General features: G+C 66.7%; 20 protein-coding genes and 2 pseudogenes. 11 read left to right on the top strand and 11 right to left on the bottom strand.

The window, feature by feature from the left end; genetic code table 11:
* Nucleotides 1-26 precede the first annotated feature (26 nt).
* A complete protein-coding gene (locus V6M56_RS15405) occupies nucleotides 27-1,037 on the top strand; it encodes a 4-hydroxyproline epimerase (protein ID WP_332685011.1) in 1,011 nt (336 codons plus the stop codon).
* Nucleotides 1,038-1,180: 143 nt separating this feature from the next.
* Nucleotides 1,181-2,053: a bile acid:sodium symporter family protein gene (locus V6M56_RS15400; RefSeq protein WP_332685010.1), complete on the top strand. Its 873-nt coding sequence runs from the start codon at nucleotides 1,181-1,183 to the stop codon at nucleotides 2,051-2,053.
* Nucleotides 2,054-2,273: 220 nt separating this feature from the next.
* On the opposite strand, the gene V6M56_RS15395 is transcribed toward V6M56_RS15400, so the two are convergent.
* Nucleotides 2,274-3,524, bottom strand: a complete 1,251-nt coding sequence (locus V6M56_RS15395; protein ID WP_332685009.1) for an NAD(P)/FAD-dependent oxidoreductase — start codon at nucleotides 3,522-3,524, stop codon at nucleotides 2,274-2,276.
* 358 nt (nucleotides 3,525-3,882) lie between these two features.
* Between V6M56_RS15395 and V6M56_RS15390 the strand changes: the two genes are divergently transcribed.
* The 3 genes from V6M56_RS15390 (at nucleotide 3,883) to rpe (ending at nucleotide 6,328) form a co-directional block, all read left to right on the top strand.
* The gene (locus tag V6M56_RS15390; RefSeq protein WP_332685007.1) at nucleotides 3,883-4,851 is read left to right on the top strand and encodes a hypothetical protein; all 969 of its coding nucleotides are present in this window, start codon (nucleotides 3,883-3,885) and stop codon (nucleotides 4,849-4,851) included.
* A 47-nt stretch (nucleotides 4,852-4,898) separates the two neighbouring features.
* Nucleotides 4,899-5,576: a glutathione S-transferase family protein gene (locus tag V6M56_RS15385; RefSeq protein ID WP_332685006.1), complete on the top strand. Its 678-nt coding sequence runs from the start codon at nucleotides 4,899-4,901 to the stop codon at nucleotides 5,574-5,576.
* 68 nt (nucleotides 5,577-5,644) lie between these two features.
* Nucleotides 5,645-6,328, top strand: a complete 684-nt coding sequence (rpe, locus tag V6M56_RS15380) for a ribulose-phosphate 3-epimerase (RefSeq protein ID WP_332685005.1) — start codon at nucleotides 5,645-5,647, stop codon at nucleotides 6,326-6,328.
* Nucleotides 6,329-6,481: 153 nt separating this feature from the next.
* On the opposite strand, the gene V6M56_RS15375 is transcribed toward rpe, so the two are convergent.
* On the bottom strand, nucleotides 6,482-6,838 hold the full coding sequence (locus tag V6M56_RS15375; RefSeq protein WP_332685003.1) for a DUF1428 domain-containing protein: 357 nt from the start codon (nucleotides 6,836-6,838) through the stop codon (nucleotides 6,482-6,484).
* Between the two features lie 198 nt (nucleotides 6,839-7,036).
* On the opposite strand from V6M56_RS15375, the gene purB reads away from it, so the two are divergent.
* The 3 genes from purB (at nucleotide 7,037) to V6M56_RS15360 (ending at nucleotide 9,307) form a co-directional block, all read left to right on the top strand.
* The gene (gene purB, locus V6M56_RS15370; RefSeq protein ID WP_332685002.1) at nucleotides 7,037-8,344 is read left to right on the top strand and encodes an adenylosuccinate lyase; all 1,308 of its coding nucleotides are present in this window, start codon (nucleotides 7,037-7,039) and stop codon (nucleotides 8,342-8,344) included.
* 39 nt (nucleotides 8,345-8,383) lie between these two features.
* Nucleotides 8,384-8,560 (top strand): type II toxin-antitoxin system Phd/YefM family antitoxin, encoded by a 177-nt coding sequence (locus V6M56_RS15365; RefSeq protein ID WP_332685001.1) that lies wholly within the window; start codon nucleotides 8,384-8,386, stop codon nucleotides 8,558-8,560.
* Nucleotides 8,561-8,737: 177 nt separating this feature from the next.
* Entirely contained in the window at nucleotides 8,738-9,307 is a 570-nt protein-coding gene (locus V6M56_RS15360; protein WP_332685000.1) for an RBBP9/YdeN family alpha/beta hydrolase, read from the top strand.
* Here the strand turns inward: V6M56_RS15360 and V6M56_RS15355 are convergent.
* The 8 genes and pseudogenes from V6M56_RS15355 to V6M56_RS15325 form a co-directional block, all read right to left on the bottom strand.
* Nucleotides 9,291-11,678 (bottom strand): DUF2235 domain-containing protein, encoded by a 2,388-nt coding sequence (locus V6M56_RS15355; protein WP_332684998.1) that lies wholly within the window; start codon nucleotides 11,676-11,678, stop codon nucleotides 9,291-9,293. The two genes, V6M56_RS15360 and V6M56_RS15355, sit on opposite strands and share 17 nt — an antisense overlap.
* Before the next feature lie 176 nt (nucleotides 11,679-11,854).
* On the bottom strand, nucleotides 11,855-12,970 hold the full coding sequence (locus tag V6M56_RS15350; RefSeq protein ID WP_332684997.1) for a branched-chain amino acid ABC transporter substrate-binding protein: 1,116 nt from the start codon (nucleotides 12,968-12,970) through the stop codon (nucleotides 11,855-11,857).
* A gap of 148 nt (nucleotides 12,971-13,118) precedes the next feature.
* Entirely contained in the window at nucleotides 13,119-13,472 is a 354-nt protein-coding gene (locus tag V6M56_RS15345; protein ID WP_332685068.1) for a DUF6867 family protein, read from the bottom strand.
* Nucleotides 13,473-13,500: 28 nt separating this feature from the next.
* Nucleotides 13,501-14,232, bottom strand: coding sequence for an ABC transporter ATP-binding protein (locus V6M56_RS15340; protein WP_332684996.1), 732 nt, complete (start codon nucleotides 14,230-14,232; stop codon nucleotides 13,501-13,503).
* A gap of 23 nt (nucleotides 14,233-14,255) precedes the next feature.
* A pseudogene (locus V6M56_RS15335) lies at nucleotides 14,256-14,849 on the bottom strand (ABC transporter ATP-binding protein); the annotation flags it as partial.
* Between the two features lie 92 nt (nucleotides 14,850-14,941).
* Nucleotides 14,942-15,128, bottom strand: a pseudogene (locus V6M56_RS22655) (ATP-binding cassette domain-containing protein); the annotation flags it as partial.
* Nucleotides 15,128-16,504 carry a high-affinity branched-chain amino acid ABC transporter permease LivM gene (livM, locus tag V6M56_RS15330; RefSeq protein ID WP_442881172.1) on the bottom strand — a complete coding sequence of 459 codons (1,377 nt, stop codon included), beginning with the start codon at nucleotides 16,502-16,504 and terminating at the stop codon, nucleotides 15,128-15,130. The pseudogene V6M56_RS22655 and the gene livM, both read right to left, overlap by 1 nt.
* A 10-nt stretch (nucleotides 16,505-16,514) precedes the next feature.
* Entirely contained in the window at nucleotides 16,515-17,432 is a 918-nt protein-coding gene (locus V6M56_RS15325) for an ABC transporter permease subunit (protein ID WP_332684994.1), read from the bottom strand.
* Between the two features lie 387 nt (nucleotides 17,433-17,819).
* Here V6M56_RS15325 and V6M56_RS15320 point away from each other — a divergent pair, with 387 nt between their 5' ends.
* From V6M56_RS15320 to V6M56_RS15310, 3 genes are all read left to right on the top strand, one after another.
* Nucleotides 17,820-18,959, top strand: a complete 1,140-nt coding sequence (locus V6M56_RS15320; RefSeq protein WP_332684993.1) for a dipeptidase — start codon at nucleotides 17,820-17,822, stop codon at nucleotides 18,957-18,959.
* A gap of 133 nt (nucleotides 18,960-19,092) precedes the next feature.
* Nucleotides 19,093-19,896 (top strand): RNA methyltransferase, encoded by an 804-nt coding sequence (locus tag V6M56_RS15315; RefSeq protein WP_332684991.1) that lies wholly within the window; start codon nucleotides 19,093-19,095, stop codon nucleotides 19,894-19,896.
* A gap of 76 nt (nucleotides 19,897-19,972) precedes the next feature.
* The gene (locus V6M56_RS15310; RefSeq protein ID WP_332684990.1) at nucleotides 19,973-20,536 is read left to right on the top strand and encodes an NADPH-dependent FMN reductase; all 564 of its coding nucleotides are present in this window, start codon (nucleotides 19,973-19,975) and stop codon (nucleotides 20,534-20,536) included.
* Nucleotides 20,537-20,620: 84 nt separating this feature from the next.
* Here V6M56_RS15310 and V6M56_RS15305 read toward each other — a convergent pair whose 3' ends face one another.
* Nucleotides 20,621-22,873 (bottom strand): TonB-dependent hemoglobin/transferrin/lactoferrin family receptor, encoded by a 2,253-nt coding sequence (locus V6M56_RS15305; RefSeq protein WP_332684989.1) that lies wholly within the window; start codon nucleotides 22,871-22,873, stop codon nucleotides 20,621-20,623.
* Nucleotides 22,874-22,921: the final 48 nt, after the last annotated feature.

The following is a 22,921-nucleotide window of genomic DNA, read 5'->3' as shown; positions in this document are numbered from 1 at the left end:
CAGTCCGAATATCGGAGATCCCCGCCATGGCGACCCACACCTTCTTCTGCGTCGACGGCCACACCTGCGGCAATCCGGTGCGTCTCGTCGCCGGCGGCGGCCCGCGGCTCGAAGGCGCCGACATGGTCGCGAAGCGGGCGCATTTCCTCAGCGAGTTCGACTGGATCCGCACCGGGCTGATGTTCGAGCCGCGCGGCCACGACATGATGTCGGGTGCGATCCTCTATCCGCCGACACGGCCCGACGCCGACATCGCCTTCCTGTTCATCGAGACCTCGGGCTGCCTGCCGATGTGCGGCCACGGCACCATCGGCACCGTCACCATGGCGTTGGAGCGCGGGCTGGTGACGCCGAAGACCCCGGGCGTGCTCAAGATCGACACCCCGGCCGGGCTGGTCACCGCGACCTATGTCCAGAACGGCCCCTATGTCGACAGCGTCCGCATCACCAACATCGCCTCCTATCTGCACGCGACCGGGCTGACGGCCTCGGTCGAAGGCTTGGGCGAGATCACGGTCGATGTCGCCTATGGCGGCAATTTCTACGCGATCGTCGATCCGCAGGCAGCGATCTCCGACATCGCCGAGGTCGACCCGTCCGACCTGCTGCGCTGGAGCCCGAAGCTGCGCGCCGCCCTCAACGCAAAGTACCAGTTCGTCCACCCGGAGAACCCGGCGATCAACGGCCTCTCCCACATCCTCTGGACCGGCGCGCCGACGAAGCCGGAAGCGCATGCCCGCAACGCCGTGTTCTACGGCGACAAGGCGCTCGACCGCTCGCCCTGCGGCACCGGCACCTCCTCGCGCATGGCGCAATGGGCGGCGCAGGGAAAGCTCAAGGTCGGCGACGATTTCGTGCATGAGAGCATCATCGGCACGCTGTTCCGCGGCCGGGTCGAGGCGGCGGCCAGGGTCGGCGCCCATGACGCGATCATCCCCTCGATCGAGGGCTGGGCCCGGATGACCGGCTACAACACCATCTTCATCGACGACCGCGACCCGCTGGCCCATGGCTTCCAGCTGGCGGACAGGAATTGAGGATTGCGACCGCCTCAAACCTGCATCGGGCGCCCCCTGCCGTGTAGTTTGACTGAAGCGGCTCAATTGATCAGTGGCGTATCTCGGATTTTGCATAGTAGCGTGACCCCAAGGCGGTAACGCCGATAAGGGGGGAAGGTATTATGCAGGCCTCGATCCTGACCGACCTGCTTTTGCCGCTCGCAATCGGCATCATCATGTTCGGCCTTGGCCTGAGCCTGACGCTGGACGATTTCCGCCGTGTCGCACGCTATCCCCTCGCGGTCGGCTCCGGCCTGTTCCTGCAGGCCCTGCTGCTTCCGCTGGCGGCACTCGTCATCGCCGTCGCGCTGAAGCTGTCGCCCGACCATGCGGTCGGGCTGATGCTGCTCGCCGCCGCGCCGGGTGGCGCCACCGCCAATATCTACAGCCATCTCGCCCGCGGCGACGTCGCGCTCAACATCACCCTGACCGCGGTCAACAGCCTGCTCTGCCTGCTGACCCTGCCGATCGTGCTCGACCTATCGCTCGATTTCTTCCTCGGCGCCGGCCAGTACGTGCCGCCGCCGCATCGCAAGGTGATCGAGGTCGGCGCCATCATCCTGGTGCCGGTCACGCTCGGCATGCTGGTGCGCGCCCGCGCCGAGGGCCTCGCCATCCGCGCCGAGAAGCCGATCAAGCTGTTCTCGATCCTGGTGCTGGCGGTGCTGATCGCCATCGCGATCTACATGGAGCGCGCCGCGCTGTGGCCCAGCTTCGTCGCCGTCGGCGGTGCCTGCCTCGCCTTCAACCTCGTCAGCATGCTGACCGGCTATCTCGCCCCGCTCGCCCTGCGCCTGCCGCGCGGCCAGGCCATCGCGATCGCCATGGAGATCGGCATCCACAATGCCGCGCTGGCGATCTACATCGCCCTCAACGTGCTGAAGAACCCGGCCGCCGCCGTCGTGCCGGGCATCTACAGCCTGGTGATGTATGTGACGGCGTCGCTGTTCGCCCTGTTCCTGCTTCGCCGGCGGCGCGTGGCGAGCAGCGCCTGACGCTTCGCGTCATGTCTCACTGAATGTGCTTCATCCTATTTGGGCGATCGACCGCCGCCCCTCCCAACCCTCCCCCATTCCGGGAGAGGGCTCCTGCGCCCTTGCCTGCCGCGATCACGTTGCTGGCCGAGGCGCCTCTCTCTCCCGGAACGGGGGAGAGATGGAGAGGGGGCGGCGCCAGCGTAGATCGGCGCTCGATACGGGAAGCCCACGAGAATTGTTATCGCCCGAACCGCGCCGGCGCGAATGGCGTCGGATCGACGAAGACCTTCTGCCCCGTCACCATCTCGGCGACCATGCGGCCGGTGACGGCGGCGAGCGTCAGCCCGTGATGGGCGTGGCCGAAGGAGAACCACAGGTTCTTGTGCTTCGGCGCCGGGCCGATGATCGGCATCATGTCGGGGGTGCAGGGCCGGTTGCCCATCCACGGCTCGGCATCGAGCCGCTCGCCGAGCGGGAACAGCGTCTTGGCGATCGGCTCGGCCCGGGCAAGCTGCACCGGCGTCTTGGGCGCGTCGCGGTTGGCGAACTCGGCGCCGGTCGTCAGCCTGACGCCCTGGCGCATCGGCGCCAGGAAATAGCCGCGCTCGGTATCGAGCACCGGATGGTTGAGCACGGCGTTGCCGAGCGGCTTGTAGTGCATGTGATAGCCGCGCTTGACCGCGAGCGGCAGATGGTAGCCGAGCCGGCGGGTGAGCACGTCGGCCCAGGGCCCTAGCGCCACCACCGCGTCGCTCGCCACCGCCTTGCTGCCGTCGGCCAGCGTCACGCTCCAACGTTCGCCATCCTGCGACAGCGTAGCGGCATCGCCCTGCGCGACACGCCCGCCAAGCTTCTCGAACAACGCGACATAGGCCTTGGACAGGCCGAGCGGGTCGATCACCGTCACCGGATCGGTCCAGTGCAGGCCGCCGATCAGGCTCTGGTCGAGGTGCGGCTCGTCGGCCCGCAACTCCGCCGCATCGAGCACCCGATGGTTCAGCCCGAAATCGCGCTGCCAGCGCGCCGCCTCCGCCAGCCGCGTCTCCTGCTCGAAGGGCGTGCGGAAGACCTTCATCCAGCCCTTGCGGCGCAGCAGGTCGGTCGCGCCCGCTTCTTCGGCCAGCGCGTCGTGCTCGGTCACGCAATGCTCGATCAGGGTCGCGTATTTGTGGGCGATGGCCTCGTGCTGCGAGGCGCGCGAATGCATCCAGTAGGTCCACAGGAAGGGCGCGAGCTTGGGAATCGCGTTCCAGTGGTAATGCGCGTCGATCGTATTGTTCATCGCGTAGCGGATGAGCGCGCCGAAATCATGCGGGAAGCCGTAAGGATAGACGCCCTCGCGCTGGATCAGCCCGGCATTGCCATAGCTGGTTTCGCCGCCGGGCTGGCCGCGATCGACCAGCAGCACCGAGCGGCCCGCCTTCTGCAGGTGCAGCGCGACCGAAATCCCGACGATTCCCGCCCCAAGAACGATCGTATCCGTGCGCATCGCGCTTTCTCCGCCAGCCTTCCCCGCTGGCAAGAATAGCGCCCGCGGCCGCGCTGTCAGCCCACGCGCCGAATATTGCGCCGACTCCAGAGAAGTTTCGCAGTTTCTGCGACAGTGGGAATTACTGGGCCATCAGATCCGGCAGCTTGTCAGGAAGACTGCAACTTCCTGCCGCTACCAGCCGGCCGTCATGGCGAGCGAAGCGAAGCAATCCACAGGCGGCATTGCTCGGCCGCCTTTGGACTGCTTCGTCGCTTCGCGCCTCGCAATGACGGCTGGGCCGTCCTGCGCCAGGACAAGGTGACGGCGGCGCGCGCTTCGGCCAGTGTGGCGCCCCGTTTCGCTGACCCGGCTTTCGATGCTCGCGCCCTTCGCTTCCGCCCTTGCCCTCCTCGGCCGCTACGGCACGCAAGGCTTCGCATTGTCGATCTTCCTGGGCCTGGCGCTGCCGCAGTTCTCCGCGGCCGCCCGTCCGCTGCTGCCGGTGACGATCTTCTGCTTCACCACGGTCGTCTTCATGCGGGCCGATCTCGGCGTCATCTCCGGGCTGGTGCGCCGGCCGGCCAAGCTGATCGCCGCCTGCCTCTGGCTGATGGCGGCGCCCGCCCTCCTGCTCGGCGCCGTCTTCCTGGTCATCGGGCGCGAGGCGCTCGACCCCGGGCTGCTGCTCGGCATCGCCATGCTCGGCGCCGCGCCGCCGATCATGTCCTCGCCGGCGGTCGCGATCCTCTACGGTTTCGAGCCCTCGCTGATCATCGCCAGCGTCATTGTCACCACCGTGGTGAGCCCGCTCGTGGCGCCGGTCTTCGTCGAATGGCTGGCGGGGGCGGCCGTGCCGCTCGACCGTTGGCAACTAACCCTGCGGCTGCTGATCTTCATCGGCGGCGGCATCGCGGTGGCGGTCGCGCTGCGCCGCTGGCTCGGCGCCGCGCGCATCCGCGAGATGAAGCCCAACCTCGATGGCTTCGGCGTGCTGATGTACTTCATCTTCGCCATCGCCGCGATGGACGGCGTCACCGATGCGGCCCTCGCCCGGCCGGGCCAGGTCGCCCTGTTCGGAGCGGTCGCCTTCCTGATCTCGGCCATCGGGCTGGCCAGCGCCTGCCTGCTGCTCTGGCGTTTCCCGGTGTCGGAACGCTTCATGATCGGCTACGGCACCGGGCAGCGCAATATGGGCCTGCTCGTCGCGGCGCTCGGCGCCGGCGTGCCGCCGACGACCTATCTGTTCTTCGCTCTCGCCCAGTTCCCGATCTACCTGCTGCCCTGGCTGCTGCGCGGCGTCGCGGCGCGGATCCGGCGGCGCGAGGAGTCTGCTGACTCCGCCTGACCGGCAGTAATGCGAAAGTCGCTCCAAGAAAGACTGGAGAGACGATCATGATCACCCTCTATTCGGGGCCGCTGAGCCTGTTTTCGCGCAAGGTCGAGATTGCATTGCGCGAGAAGGAGCTGCCCTTCGAGCGCATCATGGTGCCGTTCAACCAGACCAGCGGCTATGATCCGAGGCATCCGGAAGTACTGGCGCTGAACCCCAGGCGGCAGGTGCCGATCGTCAATGACGAAGGGCTGATCGTCTACGATTCCACCGTCATCCTGGAATATCTCGACGAGGCCTATCCGCAGCCGCCGCTCTACCCGCAGAGCCCGGCGGAGCGGGCGCGCTGCCGCCTCGACGAGCTCTTCGCCGACGAGATCCTGTTCATGGCCCTGCGGCCGCTGATGCACCGCAACGAGCCGCCCGCCATGGACCGCGACAAGCGCGCGGCCCAGGAGGCGGATGCGCTGATCGCCGAGGCCGCCCTCGAGCGGCATTATGCCGGGCTCAACGACCGCCTGACCGGCCGCGACTTCTTCGGCGAGGCGCTGTCGGCGGCCGATATCGCCATGTTCATGACCGTCTTCTGGGCACTGCGGCTGGGCGGGCCTTCTCTCGACGGCTACAAGGAGCTGGCGGGCTGGTTCGAGCGGTTGAGCAGCCGGCCGGCCTTTGCCATCGCCGCCGCCGAGGTGACCGAGGCCGACAGGCGGCTGTCCTATCCGGTGAAGCGACGCTGACGAGCGGGAGCCGGATGGCCGAAAAACCGGTTTCCACTTTTTCGCTTCCTGCTCTAAACGCTTCGCCCATGACAAGCCCGATCCGCATCGCCCCCTCGATCCTCTCCGCCGATTTCGCCAAGCTCGGCGAGGAAGTCCGCGCCATCGACGAAGCCGGCGCCGACTGGATCCATTGCGATGTGATGGACGGGCATTTCGTGCCCAACATCACCTTCGGCCCCGACGTGCTGAAGGCGATCCGGCCGCATACGAAGAAGCTCTTCGACGTGCATCTGATGATCGCCCCGGTCGACCCTTACATCGAGGCCTTCGCCAAGGCCGGTGCCGATCTGATCTCCTTCCATGTCGAGGCCGGGCCGCACCCGCACCGCACGATCCAGGCGATCAAGGCTCAGGGCAAGCAGGCCGGCATCGTGCTCAACCCCGGCACGCCGGCCAGCGCCGTCGAGCCGCTGATCGAGGATCTCGACCTGATCCTGCTGATGACGGTCAATCCCGGCTTCGGCGGCCAGAGCTTCATCCATTCGGTCGTCGACAAGATCGCGCGCATCCGCGCCCTGATCGGCGACCGGCCGATCGCGCTCGAGATCGATGGCGGCGCGACGCCCGAAACCGCGCCGCTGGCGGCGAAGGCCGGCGCCAACGTGCTGGTCGCCGGCTCGGCCGTGTTCAAGGGCGGGCCCTCGGCCTATGCCGGCAACATCGCCGCGATCCGCAAGGCGGCGGAAGCCGCCCGCGGTGAGTGGGTCTGAGGGCCGCCGGCCAACCGATCTCCGTCATTCCGGACAAGCGGCTTCAGCCGCGCAGCTCCGGAATCCATCGTAGGGCACAGCGCTCTACGATGGATTCCGGCGTTCCGCTTCGCTTCAGCCGGAATGACGAGGTTGATTTAGGACGGCGGTCGCTCAAGCCGCCAGATCGATCGGCGCGAAGCCGCCATAGATCAGGCGCTTGCCGTCGAAGGGCATCGGGTTGGCGTCGGGCTGCATGCGCGGATCGGCCATCAGCTTCTCCCAGCCGGCATCGCGGGCCTGCTTGCTCGGCCATTCGATCCAGGAGAAGACCACGACCTCATCCTCCGTCGCCTCGACGGCGCGGTAGAAATCGGTCTGCTTGCCGCGCGGGACATCGTCGCCCCAGTATTCGGCGACGCGCGTCGCGCCATATTCCTTGAACAGCGGCGCGGCCTTGCGGGCATGCTCCTCGTAGGCCTTGCGATTGGCTGCCGGCACGGCGGCGACGAAACCATCGACATAGGACATTGGCGTTCTCCCTCGTGGCGATGAGATGCTTGAGACTGGGCCTGTCAAAAGGCGAACGTGAGGCGACGGCCCGCGCGAACGCTAATCATGGTGCGGGTCGAAAGCTGTCAGCAAGGCATTCCGCATCGCTGGCATTCCGTCACGCGGTCGACCGTGCTAGCGAGCGCGCTGAAACTCCGTCCAGCCGCGAGGCCCTCGATGATCCCCCGCTATTCCCGCCCCGAAATGGTCGCGCTCTGGGAGCCGCAGGCGCGCTTCCGCATCTGGTTCGAGATCGAGGCGCACGCCACCGACAAGCTCGCCGAGCTCGGCGTCGTGCCGAAGGAGGCCGCCGCGACGATCTGGGCCAAGGCCAAGGACGCGGTCTTCGACGTCGCCCGCATCGACGAGATCGAGCGCGTCACCAAGCATGACGTCATCGCCTTCCTGACCCACCTCGCCGAGATCGTCGGCCCCGAGGCCCGCTTCGTCCATCAGGGCATGACCTCCTCGGACGTGCTCGACACGACGCTCGCCGTGCAACTCGCCCGCGCCAGCGACATCCTGATCGCCGATGTCGACGCGCTGCTCGCCGCGATCCGTCGCCGCGCCTTCGAGCACAAACTGACCCCGACCATCGGCCGCTCGCACGGCATTCATGCCGAGCCGGTCACCTTCGGGCTGAAGCTGGCCCAGGCCTATGCCGAGTTCGACCGCTGCCGCGCGCGGCTCGTTGCCGCCCGCGCCGAGATCGCGACCTGCGCCATCTCGGGCGCCGTCGGCACCTTCGCCAATATCGACCCGAGCGTGGAGGAGCATGTCGCCGCCAAGATGGGACTGACCGTCGAGCCGGTCTCGACCCAAGTCATCCCGCGCGACCGCCACGCCATGTTCTTCGCCACGCTCGGCGTCGTCGCTTCCTGCGTCGAGCGGCTGGCGACCGAGATCCGGCATCTGCAGCGCACCGAGGTCTACGAGGCGGAGGAGTTCTTCTCGCCCGGCCAGAAGGGCTCCTCGGCGATGCCGCACAAGCGCAACCCCGTCCTGACCGAGAACCTGACCGGCCTCGCCCGCCTGGTGCGCGGCATGGTCACGCCGGCGCTGGAGAACGTCGCCCTCTGGCATGAGCGCGACATCTCGCATTCCAGCGTCGAGCGCATGATAGGCCCCGACGCGACAGTGACGCTCGACTTCGCCCTCGCCCGCCTCACCGGCGTCGTCGACAAGCTGCTGATCTATCCGCAGAACATGAGGAAGAATCTCGACCGGCTCGGCGGGCTGCACAATTCGCAGCGCGTGCTGCTGGCCCTGACCCAGGCCGGGGCGAGCCGCGAGGAGAGCTACAGCCTGGTCCAGCGCAACGCCATGCGGACCTGGGAGCACGGCGAGGACTTCCTTACCAATCTCAAGGCCGACAAGGACGTGACCGCCCGGCTGTCAGCCGCCGAGCTCGAGGCGATGTTCGACGAGGGCTATCACTTCAAGCATGTCGACACGATCTTCAGGCGGGTGTTCGGCGAGGCTTGATCATTGAGCTTGGCGAGACGGCGGACTACGCTGTTCACCATGCAACTATCGGTCACCGAAGCGCGAAAGCGCTGGAGCGAAATCCTCGATCGCGTCGAAGCTGGCGAGACGGTTCGTATCGTTCGTCGCGGCAAGCTCATCGCGCGCTTCGAGCAGGCTCAGACCGCCGATCGTCCGCAGGTCCCTGCCGACAGCAAACGACATCCTGCACGCTAGAGTAGGATGATTTTGCGTGGGAACACGGCGTCATCCTGGACAAGCCGCGAAGCGGCGCAGCTCCGGGATCCATCATAGGGATCGACGACGCTCGATGATGGATCCCGGGACGAAGCTGCGCTTCGCCCAGGATGACGGCATAGTTCGATCTGAATCATCATAATCCAGGCCGATCTGATGAAATCCTCCGACGCCGACATCCTCATCATCCCCGGCTGGTCCGGTTCCGGGCCCGATCATTGGCAGAGCCGCTGGGTCGCCAAGCTCTCGACCGCCCGCGTCGTCGAGCAGGAGGACTGGTACAAGCCGGAGCGCGACGCCTGGGCGAACCGGATCGTCGCCGCGGTGCGCGCCGCGACGAAGCCGGTCGTGCTCGTCGCCCATTCGGCCGGCGTCAGCGCCGTCGTCCATGCCGCCGGGCAGCTGAAGCCCGGCGAGGTGGCGGGCGGCTTCCTGGTCGCGCCGGCCTCCGAGCGGGCCAAGCGCGCCATCCCCGGCATGGCGTCCGATTTCATTCCGCTGCCGCGCCAGCCCCTGCCCTTCCCCTCGGTGCTGATCGCCAGCGCCAACGATTCCTATTGCACGCCGGACGAGGCCCGCGCGCTGGCCGAGGCCTGGGGCGCCGAATTCGTCGATGCCGGCGACAGCGGCCATCTCAACACCGAATCCGGCCATGGCCCCTGGCCGGACGGGCTGCTGCGCTTCGCCGGCTTCATGCGGAGCCTCAGCCCTATCGCATCGGCCTGACGGTCACCGTCGCCGTGCCCCGGTTGTTGGCGTAGAAGGGCTGGGCGAGATTGAGCGGCAGGATCGCGTCGTTGACGAAAAGAAAGAGCTCGCCGGTCCGCTTGGCGGTGATCTCCGCCGTCATCTTGCCCCGCCATGGACCCGGCCGGCTCCAGTCATTGGGATAGAGCGGATACTCGTCCGACCCGAACGCGCCGATGCGGGCGATCGGCATGAACCAGAACTGGCCGAGATGCCTCCTGAACAGGGCGAACGGCCGCAGGTACCAGGGGAACCTCTCGCTCCCGAAGCCGAGCACATCCGCCTTCATCGGATCGGGCTCGGGCGTGTCGGCGTTCGAGCCGGCAGGCTTCGAAGCAGCCTCCTTCGGGGGACCGTCACGCCAGTCCTGCGGCACTTCGATGGTGATCGCATAGCGGCGGCCCTTTTCAAGCGTGATTCCGCTCGCCCAGCAGACTGAGCTCGATCTGAAATCCGATCTCGTCACCGGCTGTTCGGTAATAGCCGGCTTGGGCTCGGTGGCCTCGCAATAATGGCCCAGCGTCGAGGTCGCGGTGACGCCGGCCCTGCTGATCGCCGCGGCCAGCACAAACAGCGCGACGAGCCCGGCCAGCGTCGGCATCACGTTCCGCTTCAGGATGGACATGGCCGTCTGATAGGTCTTCGTCGTCCGCAGCCGGTACAGCCAGTTGCCTTTGACATCGCCCTCGGCCTTCTGCCGCGGCAGTTCGGACGACTTGGTCAGGCTGCGCCATTTCAGCCGCATCGCGTCGCCGATCGCGGTCTGGCGGACACCGCCGACGAAAAGCAGGCCGCTGAAGATCAGCAGCGGGACGGCGAAGCTGGCCGGATGGGTGCGCCACGCGGCCAGCCAGGGCTGCAGGAAGCCGGGCAGGAACGAGCCGACCCCCTCGATCGCCGGCGCCAGGAAGCAGGCCGGGCCGATGCAGGTTTCCGCCGCGGGCATCGTCAGCGGCATCGCGGCGATGACGAGCAGCGCGAAGATGCTCGAGAAATAGAACACCCTGCGCCACCAGACATCGTTCCAGACCCATTCCTGCGCCTGCGCCCGCCGGCTTGCCTGGTCGCTGTCCTCGATCGGGTATGGGAGAGGGATCGGCTTCTGCCCCGGGAGCGGCAGATCGCGGATCGAGCCGCTGCGGTCGACCACGGCGTAGCGCGCGGGCAGGACGATCGGCGCATAGCCCGTCGCGCAGCTGGCGATCCGGCGCATGACGCTCTCATGGATCTTGATGCGGTCGATCTTGACGAAGTTCCTGCCGATGCCCCTGACGCCGCGGGCGCCAAAACTGTCATGCGCGAGCAAAGCGAGCTTGCGCGGCTGATAGCGATAGGAGCCGCCCAGCCCCCGCCGCGAATCGGCGATCGGGGCGTCGTGGTCGGCGAGCAGTGCGACCTTGGCGTGCTCGCCGGCCTTGAAACGCAGGCCGCGGCTCCCGAGCGGCCCCTGCGTCCCGACCTGGGTCATCATCCAGTCGAGCGTGATATGGGCCAGCCCGTCGAGCGGATAGCCGCCGCCGACATTGGAGTGCATTCCGGCGAACCAGACCTGGGTGAAGCGCTCCTGGTCGATATGGCTGGGCGGCGCCGCCTTTGGATTGCGCTGGTGCTGCCGCGCCGCCTCGTTCCAGAGCACCGGATGGAAGGTGTTCCGCTCGTCGTCGAGCGCCAGCGCGTGGCAGGCCCGCTCGACATTCTCGTGCAGGTTGCGATCCGGCACCGAGAGCGGGAAGAAGACGTTCCAGGCCCGGGTGAGTTCGTCGATCGGCAGGCCATAGGCCGAGACCGTGTCCCAGATGCCGACGAAGGCGATCTTGCGAGCCGGATCCTTGAGCGTGTCGCGGCGCGTCCGGCCGAGCAGCCTGTCGAGCCCACGCAGCGCGGTATCGCGGAGCCAGCGCGATACCGCCAGGATCTGGTCGAAGACGATGACCCGCGGCTCGAACCGGCGGCGATAGGCACGAAACGCGGCATGTGCGTCCAGCGCCATCTGCGCATCCGAGCCCTTTCGCAGCAACCCCTCCCGGAGCACGAGCCCGGCGAGGATGCGCACGGTGAAGGCGCCGCGGCTGAAGCCGAACAGATAGATTTTGTCGCCGTCTTCATAGGTCCGGCTGAGCTGGAGATAGAGATCGAGCACATTGCGCTTCAGGCCGAAGCCGAAGGCGCCGCCTAGCATCGCCAGCGGCCGGAAGGAGGAGGTGCCGACACCGTCGTCATAGAAGGCGATCTGGTCCGGGCTCGCCAGATCGAGCGCCTGGTAGAGCCGGAAGACATTGGTCTTGAACAGCGCCGCGGCACTGTTTCCCGTACCATCCGAGAACAGGATGATCTTCTTTTCCGTCGCCATGCACGCCGGCTCCCCCTGACGTCATTGCAACCATAGTGATTTAACCGAAATGGATTGCAACCGGAAAGAACCGCGCCGGCCGGCAACAGGCAGGAGCCCGAAAGCCAAGAAAAAACCCGCCCCGGATCGCTCCGGGGCGGGCTCGTCTCACGCCTGCGGACTATCAGCCGCCGAGATCAATTCTCAACATAGGTGATCTTGCCGTCGGCGCCCTTCTTCCAGGTGTAGATGGTGTAGTCCGGGCGGGTGATGTCGCCCTTCTTGTCGAAGGCGATCTTGCCGATGACGGTGTCGACCGGCTGGCCGCCGTGCAGCGCCGCGGCGACCTTCTTCGGATCGACCGAGTTCGCGCGCTTGGCGCCTTCGGCCATGATCTGGACAGCCGCATAGCTGTACAGGGTGTAGGCTTCCGGCTTGAACTTGCGCGCCTCGAACTTCTTCAGGATGGCGGCCGCCTCCGGACGCTTCTGCGGATCCGGCGGGAAGGTCATCAGCGTGCCCTCGACGCCGGGGCCGCCGATCGTGGCGAACTCGTCGGTGGTGATGCCGTCGCCGGAGATCAGCACGGTCTTCAGGCCCTGGTCGCGCATCTGGCGCACGATCAGGCCGCCCTCGGTGTGCAGGCCACCCCAGTAGAGGTAGTCGGCGCCCGTCGACTTCAGCTTCGAGATCAGCGCCGAGAAGTCCTTCTCGCCGGCGTTGACGCCTTCATAGAGCACGTCCTTGACACCGGCCTTGACCAGACCCTTGCGGGTCTCGTCGGCGAGGCCCTGGCCATAGGTCGTCTTGTCGTGGACGATGGCGATCTTCTTGCCCTTCAGCGTCTTGGCGATGTATTCCGCCGCCACGCCGCCCTGCTGGTCATCCCGGCCGCAGACGCGGAAGGTGTTCCAGAGGCCGCGCTCGGTGACCTTGGGATTGGTCGCCGACGGGCTGATCATCAGGATGCCGTTTTCGGCATAGACCTCGGACGCCGGCATGGTGACGCCGGAGTTGAAGTGGCCGAGCACCCATTTCACGCCGTCGCCGACGAACTTGTTGGCGACGGAGACGCCCTGCTTCGGATCGGAGACGTCGTCGCCGAGCGAGATCGTGATCTTCTGGCCGAGCACGCCGCCGGCCGCGTTGATGTCCTCCACCGCCTGCTCGGCGCCGTTCTTCAGCTGCGCGCCGAAGGCCGCGTTCGGTCCCGTCAGCGGGCCGCCGACGCCGAGCTTGATCTGGGCATTCGCCACGCCGGAAAAGGCGAGGACAGCGCCAAGAGCGATTCCGCCCAAGAGCAGCTTCTTCATGTGTTGTGACTCCCCTGTCTAACTATTGAACGGGTCGGCCAGGCCGGCCCGTCTCGGCGCGTGGTGCCACCGTGAGGCGCAGTCTTGCGCTTTTTCACAATGCTGTCACGCGGCAAGCCCGTGAACTTTCGTGGTGTTTTCGCGCTGTTCAGGCGCCTTCCCGCAGCTTCCAGCTGAAGGGCCCGGTGCGCTCGTAGAGCCAGCGATACTGGGTCGTCATCTGCCGCGTCCGGTTATAGCGCCAGCCGGCGAAGCAGAACGCGAAGAGCACCAGCGAATCGACCAGGTAATAGTGGAGCGACAGCAAGGTCGCCTCGAACAGGGCGAAATGGATGAAGCGGATGAACAGGCCCAGCACCAGCGTATAGGCCACGAGTTGCAGGAACGGCCGCCAGGTGATCGCCACCGCCCGGCCGGTCATCCACGCGGCCCAGCCGCCCATCACCACCGTGACGAGAAGGAACAGCCAGATCGTCGGTTCTTCGTAGAGGATGCCCTGCATCATCGCGCTCCGTTCAAGCCCGCGCCATTCAATGCCGCCCGCCTTCGAGATAGGCGGCACGCACCTGCGGATTGGCCAGAAGTTCCTTGCCGGCGCCGCTCATGGTGATGACGCCGTTGACCATGACATAGCCACGATGGGCGAGCTTGAGCGCGTGGAAGGCGTTCTGCTCGACCAGGAAGACGGTGAGCCCCTGCGTTCGGTTGAGCTCGCCGATGGCGGAGAAGATCTGCTTGACGATCAGCGGGGCGAGGCCGAGCGAGGGCTCGTCGAGCAGCAGCAGCTTCGGCCGCGCCATCAGCGCGCGGGCGATGGCGACCATCTGCTGCTCGCCGCCCGAGAGCGTGCCGCCACGCTGCTGCAGGCGCTCCTTCACCCGCGGGAAGAGCTGGCACATCTTCTCGAGGTCTTCCTCGAAATGCTCGAGGCCGCGGACGGCGGCGCCCATCTGCAGGTTCTCGAGCACGGTCATGCGCGGGAAGATCCGCCGCCCTTCCGGCGACTGGGCGATGCCGAGGCGGGCGATCTCGTGGCTCGGCATCCTGGTGATGTCGCGCCCGTCATAGGTGACGGTGCCTTCGCGCGCCTGCGGATTGCCGAAGATCGTCATCATCAGCGTCGACTTGCCGGCGCCGTTGGCGCCGATCATCGTGACGATCTCGCCCTGGTTGACGTCGATGTCGACGCCCTTCAGCGCGATGATCTTGCCGTAATAGGTCTTGACGCCGCGAACGCGCAGGAGCGGTTGAGCCTCGCTCATAGGCCGACCTCCGCTTCCACCGCCGCGACCTCTTCGTCATCGACCCCGAGATAGGCGGCGATGACCCTGGCATCCTCCTGGATTTCCTTCGGCGAGCCGTCGGCGATCTTGGTGCCGTAGTCGAGCACCACGACATGGTCCGAGATTTCCATCACCACCGACATGTCGTGTTCGATCAGGAGCAGCGCCGTGCCGATGTCCTTGCGGATCGACAGCAGCAGGTTGTTGAGGTCGAGGCTTTCGCGCGGGTTGAGGCCGGCGGCCGGCTCGTCGAGGCAGAGCAGCACCGGATCGGTGCACATGGCCCGGGCGATCTCGAGCCGGCGCTGGTCGCCATAGGGCAGGTCGCCGGCAGGATCGTCCGCCCGGTGGATCAGGTTGATCTTCTCGAGCCAGAACTTGGCCTTCTCGATCGCCTGCTTCTCGCGCGCCTTGTAGCCGCCGATGCCGAGCACCCCGAGAAACGTGAAGCCCGAGGCGATCATCAGCGGGTTGTGCTGGGCGACCAGCAGGTTCTCCAGCACCGTCATGCCGCTGAACAGGCGGATGTTCTGGAAGGTGCGGGCGATCTTGGCTTCCCAGGCGATGCGGAAATCCGGCATCCGCTCGAGCAGGTGCACGGAAGGCAGCTTGATCGAGCCGACGCCGCGCTGGGTCGTCGCCGCCACCAGATCGTCGGTATCGGGCAATGGATGGATCAGCGCCATCCGCCCCTCGGTCGGCTTGTAGAAGCCGGTGATGCAGTTGAACACCGTGGTCTTGCCGGCGCCGTTGGGGCCGATCAGGGCGGTGATCTCGCCGGTGCGCGCCTCGAAGGAGAGGTCGTTGACGGCGGTCAGGCCGCCGAAGCGCATGGTCAGGTGCTCGACCTTGAGCAGGGTGATCGCCGCGCTCATCAGCCGTGCCCTTCCTGGACCATATCGGCCGAGATCGCCTTCTTCTCCTTGAGGAAGGCTGTCGGTTCGCGCGTCGAGATCAGCCCGCGCGGCTTCCAGATCATGATCGCCACCATCGCGAAGCCGAAGATCAGCATGCGGTATTTGGTCGGGTCGAAATCGGCGCCGAAGATCGCCTTGAGCCAATCCAGCTCCCGCAGCAGCTCGGTGCCGCCGATCATCGCGATCGCCGCGATGGCGCAGCCCCAGAGCGAGCCCATGCCGCCGAGCACGACGATGGCGAGGATGATCGCCGATTCCATGAAGACGAAGGATTCAGGTGAGATGAAGCCCTGCCGCGCCGCGAAGAACGAGCCGGCGAAGCCGCCGAACATCGCACCGAGCGAGAACGCCGTCAGCTTGGTGTTGGTGGTGTTGATGCCGAGCGAGCGGCAGGCGATCTCGTCTTCGCGCAGCGCCTCCCAGGCGCGCCCGACCGGCAGCCGCCGCAATCTCAGGCTGACAAAGGCGGTGAGCAGCGCCAGGCCGAGGATGACGTAATAGAGGAAGATGGTCCGGTGGAGCGGCGAGAACTCGATCCCGAACACCGCCGCAAAACCGTTATCGGCCGCCGTGAACGGCATGCCGAAGAAGGTCGGCCGCGGAATGCCCGAGATCCCGGCATAGCCGCCCGAGAAGTCCACCCAGTTGATCAGGACGAGCCGGATGATCTCGCCGAAGGCGAGCGTGACGATGGCGAGATAGTCGCCGCGCAGCCGCAGCACGGGAAAGCCGAGCAGCATGCCCCAGAAGGCCGCCAGGATGCCCGACATCGGCAGCAGGATCCAGAACGACAGGCCGAAATTCTTCGCCAGCAGCGCATAGGAATAGGCGCCGACCGCATAGAAGGCGACATAGCCGAGATCGAGCAGGCCGGCGAGGCCGACGACGATGTTCAGCCCCCAGCCGAGCATGACGTAGATCAGGATCTGCACGCCGAAATTGTCGATCCATTTCAGCGCCCCGCCCCAGCCGGCGAGCGTGATCGCGATGATCGGGAAGACGATCAGGAACCCGAGGCCGAACAGCGAGAACAGGCCGGAATGCCGCTGGAAGAAGGCGATCGTGCCATGCGGCAGCAGGCGCAGGGCCGGTTTGCCTTCCTGCCGCGTCTGCTGGCGCAGCGCCAGCAGGAAGCGCCCGACGAAGACGATCGCGACCGCCCAGGCGACCGCGTCCCAGCGCGGGTCGAGGACGAGCTGGTTCTCGATGTTCTGGCGCGTGCCCCAGGCGATGATCGGGATGCACAGGCCGAAGGTGACGAGCGCCGCGAAGCCCGCCTCCTTCAGCGCCGCCATCATGTCGGCCTGGCGCTTGGCCGGCGTCGCTGCGTCCATGGCCATGGCGTCAGACCTTCTCGACTTCGGGCCGGCCGAGGATGCCGGATGGCATGAACACGAGAACGACCGCCAGGATGCAGAAGGCCGCGACGTCCTTGTAGTCGATGGTGAAATAGGCCGACCACATCACCTCGATCAGCCCGATCAGCAGCCCGCCGAGCACCGCGCCCGGCAGCGAGCCGATGCCGCCGAGCACGGCCGCGGTGAAGGCCTTCACGCCGGGCACGAAGCCGTCGGCGAAATTCACCACGCCGTAGAGCACGAGGTACATCACGCCGGCGACCGCGGCGAGCGCCGCGCCCATGATGAAGGTGATCGAGATCGTGCGGTCGACATCGATGCCGAGCAGCGAGGCCATCTTGCGGTCCTGCTCGCAGGCGCGCTGGGCCCGGCCGAGCGAGGTCTTCTGCACGATGAACCAGAAGGCTGCGAGCAGCACGATCGTGGCGGTGATGATGACGATCTGCTTGTAGGAGATCGAGACCGGATAGGTCGCGCTGTCGATCAGCAGGATCGACTTGTTCAGCATCGGCGGAATCGGCTTGTTGCGCGGCCCCTGCACGACCTGGACGAAGTTCATCAGGAAGATCGACATGCCGATCGCCGAGATCAGCGGCGCGAGCCGGAACGAGCCGCGCAGCGGGCGATAGGCGACCCGCTCGATCGTCCAGTTCCACAGCGAGGTGAAGAACATCGCCAGGATCAGGACGAAGATCAGCGCCAGCACGATCAGCCCGACTCCGAACCAGGCGGAAATCAGCATGAAGAAGATCAGCGCGATGAAGGCCGACAGCATGAAGACGTCGCCATGGGCGAAATTCACCATGCCGATGATGCCGAAGACCATCGTGTAGCCGATGGCGATGAGGCCGTAGATCGACCCCAGGGTCAGCCCGTTGATGAGCTGCTGGACAAAGACTTCCATTGACGACGCTTGTCCCCTCGAACCATCTGCCCGTTCTTGTGAGTCGGCATGACGCCGACGCATGCGGGATAGGATTGCCACGCAGAGCTAGCAACGGCCTGCCGCGCCGACAATCCACCCGGACCACATTTCTGTCAAAAGCAATCTGCGCCGCTTTGCCTATGCAAATGCGAGGCGAAATTGCCGCCTCGCGAGATTTCTCCGCAAGATAATTGCGCGCCCCGTAACGCAAAATACGACCATGGTTGGGGCATACGAGGCGTTGGCGAACGCATAACGCGTGAAAATATCCCAAATCGGCAGGACACCGGCGGTTTTGGCACTCGCGCGAGCCGGCTCGCCCTGCCACCATCACAGCCTCGCGATTCCCGCTTTCGAAGGTATGCCATGGCCCTCGCCTCCCCCCCTCTCGCCGACGCCGCGCAGGAGCGGGCCCTCGCCTTGCTGGAGCGCGTCCCCCTGATCGATGGCCATAACGACATGCCCTATGTCCTGCGGCTTGACGCCGCGGCGAAGGGCGATGTCGCCGCCTACGATCTCGCCCGGATCCATCCGGAAACCGACACCGACATCCCCCGCATGCGCGCCGGCCGGCTCGCGGGGCAGTTCTTCGCGGCCTATGTGCCGCCGAACCAGAAGAACCCCGCCGGCTTCGCCCTGGCGCAGATCGCGCTGATGCGCGCGGTCACGGCGCGCCATGCCGACGTCTTTCGGCCGGGGCTCGACGCCGCCGACGTCGCCGCCGCCAAGGCGGAGGGCAAGATCGCGCTGTTCATGACGATCGAGAACGGCTCGGCCCTCGACGGCGAGCTCGACACGCTCGACGCCTATTACGGGCTCGGCGTGCGGCTGATGACGCTCTGCCACAACGGCACGCATGACTGGTGCGATTCGGCCACCGACGCACCGCGCCATGACGGCCTCTCGGCCTTCGGCAAGCAGGTGATCGGCCGGATGAACCGGCTCGGCATGGTCGTCGATCTCGCCCATGTCGCACCCAAGGCGATGCATGACGTGCTCGATGTCAGCACGGCGCCGGTGGTCTGGTCGCATTCCAACGCGTTCTCGCTCTGCGATCACCCGCGCAACGTGCCCGACGACGTGCTCGACCGCGTCGTCGGCAATGGCGGCGTCGTCATGGCGACCTTCGTGCCGGACTTCATCAGCCAGGCCTCGCGCGACTGGCACCGGCCGGCCAAGGACCGCTACGGCAAGACGCCGGACGGGCTCGACTACAAGAAGGCGGAAGCCGACATCGCCCGCAAGGCCGGGCCGCGGCCGAAGGCGACGCTCGCCCAGTATTGCGACCATCTCGACTATCTGGCGCAGCGCATCGGCCACGACCATGTCGGCATCGGCTCGGACTTCTTCGGCGGCGCCGTGCCCGAGGGGCTCGAGGACGTCTCGACCTTCCCTTCCGTGATCGCCGAGCTGATGCGCCGCGGCTGGTCGGATGAGAACCTCGCCAAGCTCGCCGGCGGCAATATGCTGCGGGTGATGCAGGCGGTGGAGAAGGCGGCCGGCTGAGCCGGCCAGGGCGGCGCGAGCCGGCAGAAGGCAGGGAAACGCCGGCATTTTCCGGCGCCCCGATGCCACCGGCGCGGTTGACGGGCCGCGGCCGGCCGGCGCAAAGCTGCGCCCGCTTCAGGAAACTCTGCCCATGCCCGGCTCCGGTACCGACCGCACCCGCCCACCCGTCTCAGGCCGGGCTCCGATCGTCATCCTGGTCGAGCCCCAGCTCGCCGAGAATATCGGCATGTGCGCCCGCGCCATGGCCAATTTCGGCCTCTCCGAGATGCGGCTCGTCGCGCCGCGCGACGGCTGGCCCTCCGGCGGCGGTCTGAAGAAGGGCGCGACCTCGGCCGCCTCGGGCGCCACCCACATCCTCGACAATGCCAGGCTCTATCCCGACACGGCCTCGGCCATCGCCGACCTCAACCATGTCCTGGCGACGACGGCGCGCGAGCGCGGCCAGATGAAGCGCGTGGTGACGCCGGCCGAGGCGATGCCCGGCCTCGGCGAACGGATCGCCGCCGACGAGCGCGTCGGCATCCTGTTCGGGCGCGAGCGCATCGGGCTGACCAATGAGGAGATCAGCTTTTCCGACGCGATCCTGACCTTCCCGGTCAATCCCGCCTTCGCCTCGCTCAACCTCGCCCAGGCGGTGCTGCTCTGCGGCTATGAATGGTTCAAGGCGACCGGCGGCGAGCCGACCTTCCGCGAGAGCAACCTCTCGCCGCCGGCGACGCGCGCGACCGTGCTCTCCATGTTCGACTATCTCGAAGGCGAGCTCGCCCAATGCGGCTTCTTCCCGCCCGGCAAGCAGGCGATCATGAGCGCCAATCTGCGCGACATCCTGCACCGCCTGGCGATGACCGAGCAGGAGGCCCGCACGCTCCGCGGCGTCTTCAAGTCCCTGACCGAAGGCCCGCGCCGGCGGCGGCCCGAGGAGCCGGCGGCGTAAGCTGGCGCCGGCGCGCGAGGCGGCTAAGCTGGCTCCCGGCCCGGCAGCTTTCGCCGGCCAGCCTCAGGAGAAACGCATGACGCTTCGGCTTCACACCATCATCGCCAGCACCCGGCCCGGCCGCGTTGGCCCGACAGTCGCCAACTGGTTCCACGAGATCGCGCAGGCCCATCCCGGCTTCGACGCCCATCTCGTCGACCTCGCGACCTTCGACCTGCCCGTCTATGACGAGCCGAAGCATCCCGTCATGCGCGACTATGCCCATGAGCACACCCGTCGCTGGAGCGCCAGCGTCGAGGCCGCCGATGCCTATGTCTTCGTGACGCCGGAATACAATTTCGGCCCGACCCCGGCCCTGCTGAACGCCCTGAACTATGTCTACACCGAATGGACCTACAAGCCCTGCGCCTTCGTCAGCTATGGCGGCGTCTCCGGCGGGCTGCGCGCCGTCCAGGTGACCAAGCAGACCGTCACCGCCCTGAAGATGATGCCGATCGTCGAGGCCGTGACCGTCCCGATGGTGAGCCAGCTTATCAAGGACGGCAAATTCGCCGCCAACGACCTGCACCGGAAGAGCGCGGCCGGCCTGCTGACCGAGCTGGAAAAATGGGCGGGCGCGCTGAAGCCGATCCGCGGCTAGCCCCGGATTATTGCGCTTCCGCCGAAACGCCTCGAGGCCGGCGTCGGAACGCCGGCCTCTTTTCGGTTCAGGCGGTGCCGCCGCTCAGAACTGGTACTTCAGCGTCGCCTTCACGGTACGGCCCGGCTCGCTGTAGTAGTCGCGCGGCTGGGCGAGCACGCCGGTCGGCACGGTGACCGCGTCCCAGTACTTGCGGTCGAAGATGTTGTAGACGCCGACCTGCAGCTCGAGATCGGCGATCTGCGGGATCGGCCGCCACCACGCCATCGCATTGAAGATCGCGTAGCCCGGCGCCTGGAAGCCGGTATTCGTGCCGGTCGTCGCCGCGACATGGTCGCGCCGGCTGGCGAGCTTGGTCGAGACCTCGGCCCCCCAGACATCGGTGCCATAGGCGATGGCGACGATGCCCTGCATCGGCGGGATCGAGTTCAGATAGGTGTGGTCGGTCTCGTTGCGGCCGCGGATATAGGAGAAGGAGCCGCGCACCAGCCAGTTCTCGGCGAAGGCATACTGCATGTTCGCCTCGACGCCCGAGATCTCGGCCCGCGCGATGTTCCGCGGCCCCTGGATGCCGCCCTGCGGGTAGAGCCCGCCCGGCGGCGCGATCTGCACCGTCTCGATGAAGTTGCGGTAGCGCGTGTTGAAATAGGTCAGCGAACCGCCGAAGGCCTTGTCGCCGAAGCGCACGCCGACATCGATGCCGTTGCTGGTCTCGGGCCGCAGATTGGGGTCGCCGACGCGCAGATAGGTGCCGACCGCGCCGAAGCGGCCATAAAGCTCGCTGGCGGTCGGGGCGCGGAAGCCCTTGGCCCACTGGGCGAAGAGGGTCACGTCCTTCACCACCGGCGCGTTTTTCAGGATGTCGTATTCGAGCCGGACGCGCGGCGACCAGGCGGAATCGCTCGAGGAATTCGGCAGCATGCCCGGATAGGCGGCGCTGCTGGAATAGGTCGCCGTCTCCTGCGGCTTCTCCTCGTACCAGTCGAAGCGGACGCCGGGCGTGACGCGCAGCCGGTTGTCGAGCAGGCCGATCTCGTCATGCAGGTAGATGCCGACGGCGCGGCCGTCGACGTCCGGCTGGTCCGACTGGTTGGTGTGAAGATTGTTGCAGGCGGTATAGATGCCGGTATAGGGCCGCCGGCAATTGTCGACGCCGGCCGAATACTGCGTCAGCGTCGTCGCCCGCAGTTCCGTGCCGAGCATCAGGCGGTGGCTGGCGAGGCCGGTCTGGAAGTTCTTGATGACGTGGCCGTTGAAGCCGAAAGCGTCCTGCTCGGTTTCGTTGTCGCGACCATAGAGGCCGACGACGCTGTTGAACCGATAGGCCGAGGTCAGCATGTTGCGCTTGATGCTCTGCCAGTAGAGCTGCGCATGCGCCTCGTCGAGGAAGCCGCCCGGAAACTTGTAGTCGTAGCTCAGCGAGACGCGCTTGCGCTCGACATCCTCGCCCTGGACATGGGCGCCCGGCCGGAAGTTGCCCGTCGGCGAAACGGTCGCAGTGCGTGTCTGGATCCGCTCGTCGCGCTTGAAGAGCTCGCCGGTGATCCCGAAGCGGTGCACCTCGTCGACATAATGATGCACCTTGCCGAGGACATTGTACTGCGTGAAATCGGACGGGTTCGGCTCCGTACGGGTCGCGCCGAACGTGTTCACATTGCCCCTGTTGTCGGTCTCGTGACCGTCACGGAAGCCGCCCTGCAGCATGAACCAGGTGTTGTTCATCCGGGCCGCCGCCGCAGCGCTGCCGAACCAGGCCCGGTCGGTGCTGTCATAGCCGGACTTCGCGAGCACGCCGAACTGCCGGCCGGGCTTGATCAGGTCCTCCGGATCGAGCGTGCGCACGGCGAGCACGCCGCCGAGCGCGCCCGAACCGAGCACGGCCGCGCCACTGCCGCCGCGCAGCAGGTCGAGCGTCGAGAGCGAATCGAAATCGAAGGCGTTGGTCGAGCTCCTGTCGATGCGCGTATCGGTCAGGAACGGCAACCTGATGCCGTCGATCGTCGTCAGTACGCGCGGGCCGTCGAGGCCGCGGATGTTGATGCTGTTGGTGTTGCGGTTGAAGCTGATGCCGGCCTCGAGGCGGTTCGAGAGGTCGGTGATGCTCTGGACCTGCGCCCGGTCGAGTTCCTGCCGGGTGACGGTGGTCGTGGTCGGCCCCACGAGCAGCGGCGCCGGCGCCTGGGCCTCGCCCTGCACGACGATCGCATCGAGCGTCAGCGCCGGCTCGCCGGTCGTGCGCTGCGGCAGTTGCTGTTGCGCGACGGCAGGGGCCGCCATCGCCAGCACCAAAGTCCCAAGCGCGACGCCCTGCCGCAGCCCACCCAAATATTCGCCCATCGCCCCAGCCCCATACTTGCCGACAACGTTCAGAATGAAGTCACTCGG

Origin of the sequence: Allobosea sp. (assembly GCF_036675845.1) — a bacterium.
Lineage (GTDB): Bacteria > Pseudomonadota > Alphaproteobacteria > Rhizobiales > Beijerinckiaceae > Allobosea.
This window is presented reverse-complemented; position numbering and strand designations above follow the sequence as displayed.

Coding starts and splice junctions, on each gene's coding strand:
- rpe (WP_332685005.1), top strand. CDS start 5,645: ATGACAAGCCCGATCCGCATCGCCCCCTCGATCCTCTCCGCCGATTTC.
- V6M56_RS15320 (WP_332684993.1), top strand. CDS start 17,820: ATGGCCCTCGCCTCCCCCCCTCTCGCCGACGCCGCGCAGGAGCGGGCC.
- V6M56_RS15365 (WP_332685001.1), top strand. CDS start 8,384: ATGCAACTATCGGTCACCGAAGCGCGAAAGCGCTGGAGCGAAATCCTC.
- V6M56_RS15310 (WP_332684990.1), top strand. CDS start 19,973: ATGACGCTTCGGCTTCACACCATCATCGCCAGCACCCGGCCCGGCCGC.
- V6M56_RS15315 (WP_332684991.1), top strand. CDS start 19,093: ATGCCCGGCTCCGGTACCGACCGCACCCGCCCACCCGTCTCAGGCCGG.
- V6M56_RS15385 (WP_332685006.1), top strand. CDS start 4,899: ATGATCACCCTCTATTCGGGGCCGCTGAGCCTGTTTTCGCGCAAGGTC.
- V6M56_RS15405 (WP_332685011.1), top strand. CDS start 27: ATGGCGACCCACACCTTCTTCTGCGTCGACGGCCACACCTGCGGCAAT.
- V6M56_RS15305 (WP_332684989.1), bottom strand. CDS start 22,873: ATGGGCGAATATTTGGGTGGGCTGCGGCAGGGCGTCGCGCTTGGGACT.
- V6M56_RS15395 (WP_332685009.1), bottom strand. CDS start 3,524: ATGCGCACGGATACGATCGTTCTTGGGGCGGGAATCGTCGGGATTTCG.
- V6M56_RS15360 (WP_332685000.1), top strand. CDS start 8,738: ATGAAATCCTCCGACGCCGACATCCTCATCATCCCCGGCTGGTCCGGT.
- V6M56_RS15355 (WP_332684998.1), bottom strand. CDS start 11,678: ATGGCGACGGAAAAGAAGATCATCCTGTTCTCGGATGGTACGGGAAAC.
- V6M56_RS15375 (WP_332685003.1), bottom strand. CDS start 6,838: ATGTCCTATGTCGATGGTTTCGTCGCCGCCGTGCCGGCAGCCAATCGC.
- V6M56_RS15390 (WP_332685007.1), top strand. CDS start 3,883: ATGCTCGCGCCCTTCGCTTCCGCCCTTGCCCTCCTCGGCCGCTACGGC.
- V6M56_RS15340 (WP_332684996.1), bottom strand. CDS start 14,232: ATGAGCGAGGCTCAACCGCTCCTGCGCGTTCGCGGCGTCAAGACCTAT.
- purB (WP_332685002.1), top strand. CDS start 7,037: ATGATCCCCCGCTATTCCCGCCCCGAAATGGTCGCGCTCTGGGAGCCG.
- V6M56_RS15325 (WP_332684994.1), bottom strand. CDS start 17,432: ATGGAAGTCTTTGTCCAGCAGCTCATCAACGGGCTGACCCTGGGGTCG.
- V6M56_RS15345 (WP_332685068.1), bottom strand. CDS start 13,472: ATGCAGGGCATCCTCTACGAAGAACCGACGATCTGGCTGTTCCTTCTC.
- livM (WP_442881172.1), bottom strand. CDS start 16,504: ATGGACGCAGCGACGCCGGCCAAGCGCCAGGCCGACATGATGGCGGCG.
- V6M56_RS15400 (WP_332685010.1), top strand. CDS start 1,181: ATGCAGGCCTCGATCCTGACCGACCTGCTTTTGCCGCTCGCAATCGGC.
- V6M56_RS15350 (WP_332684997.1), bottom strand. CDS start 12,970: ATGAAGAAGCTGCTCTTGGGCGGAATCGCTCTTGGCGCTGTCCTCGCC.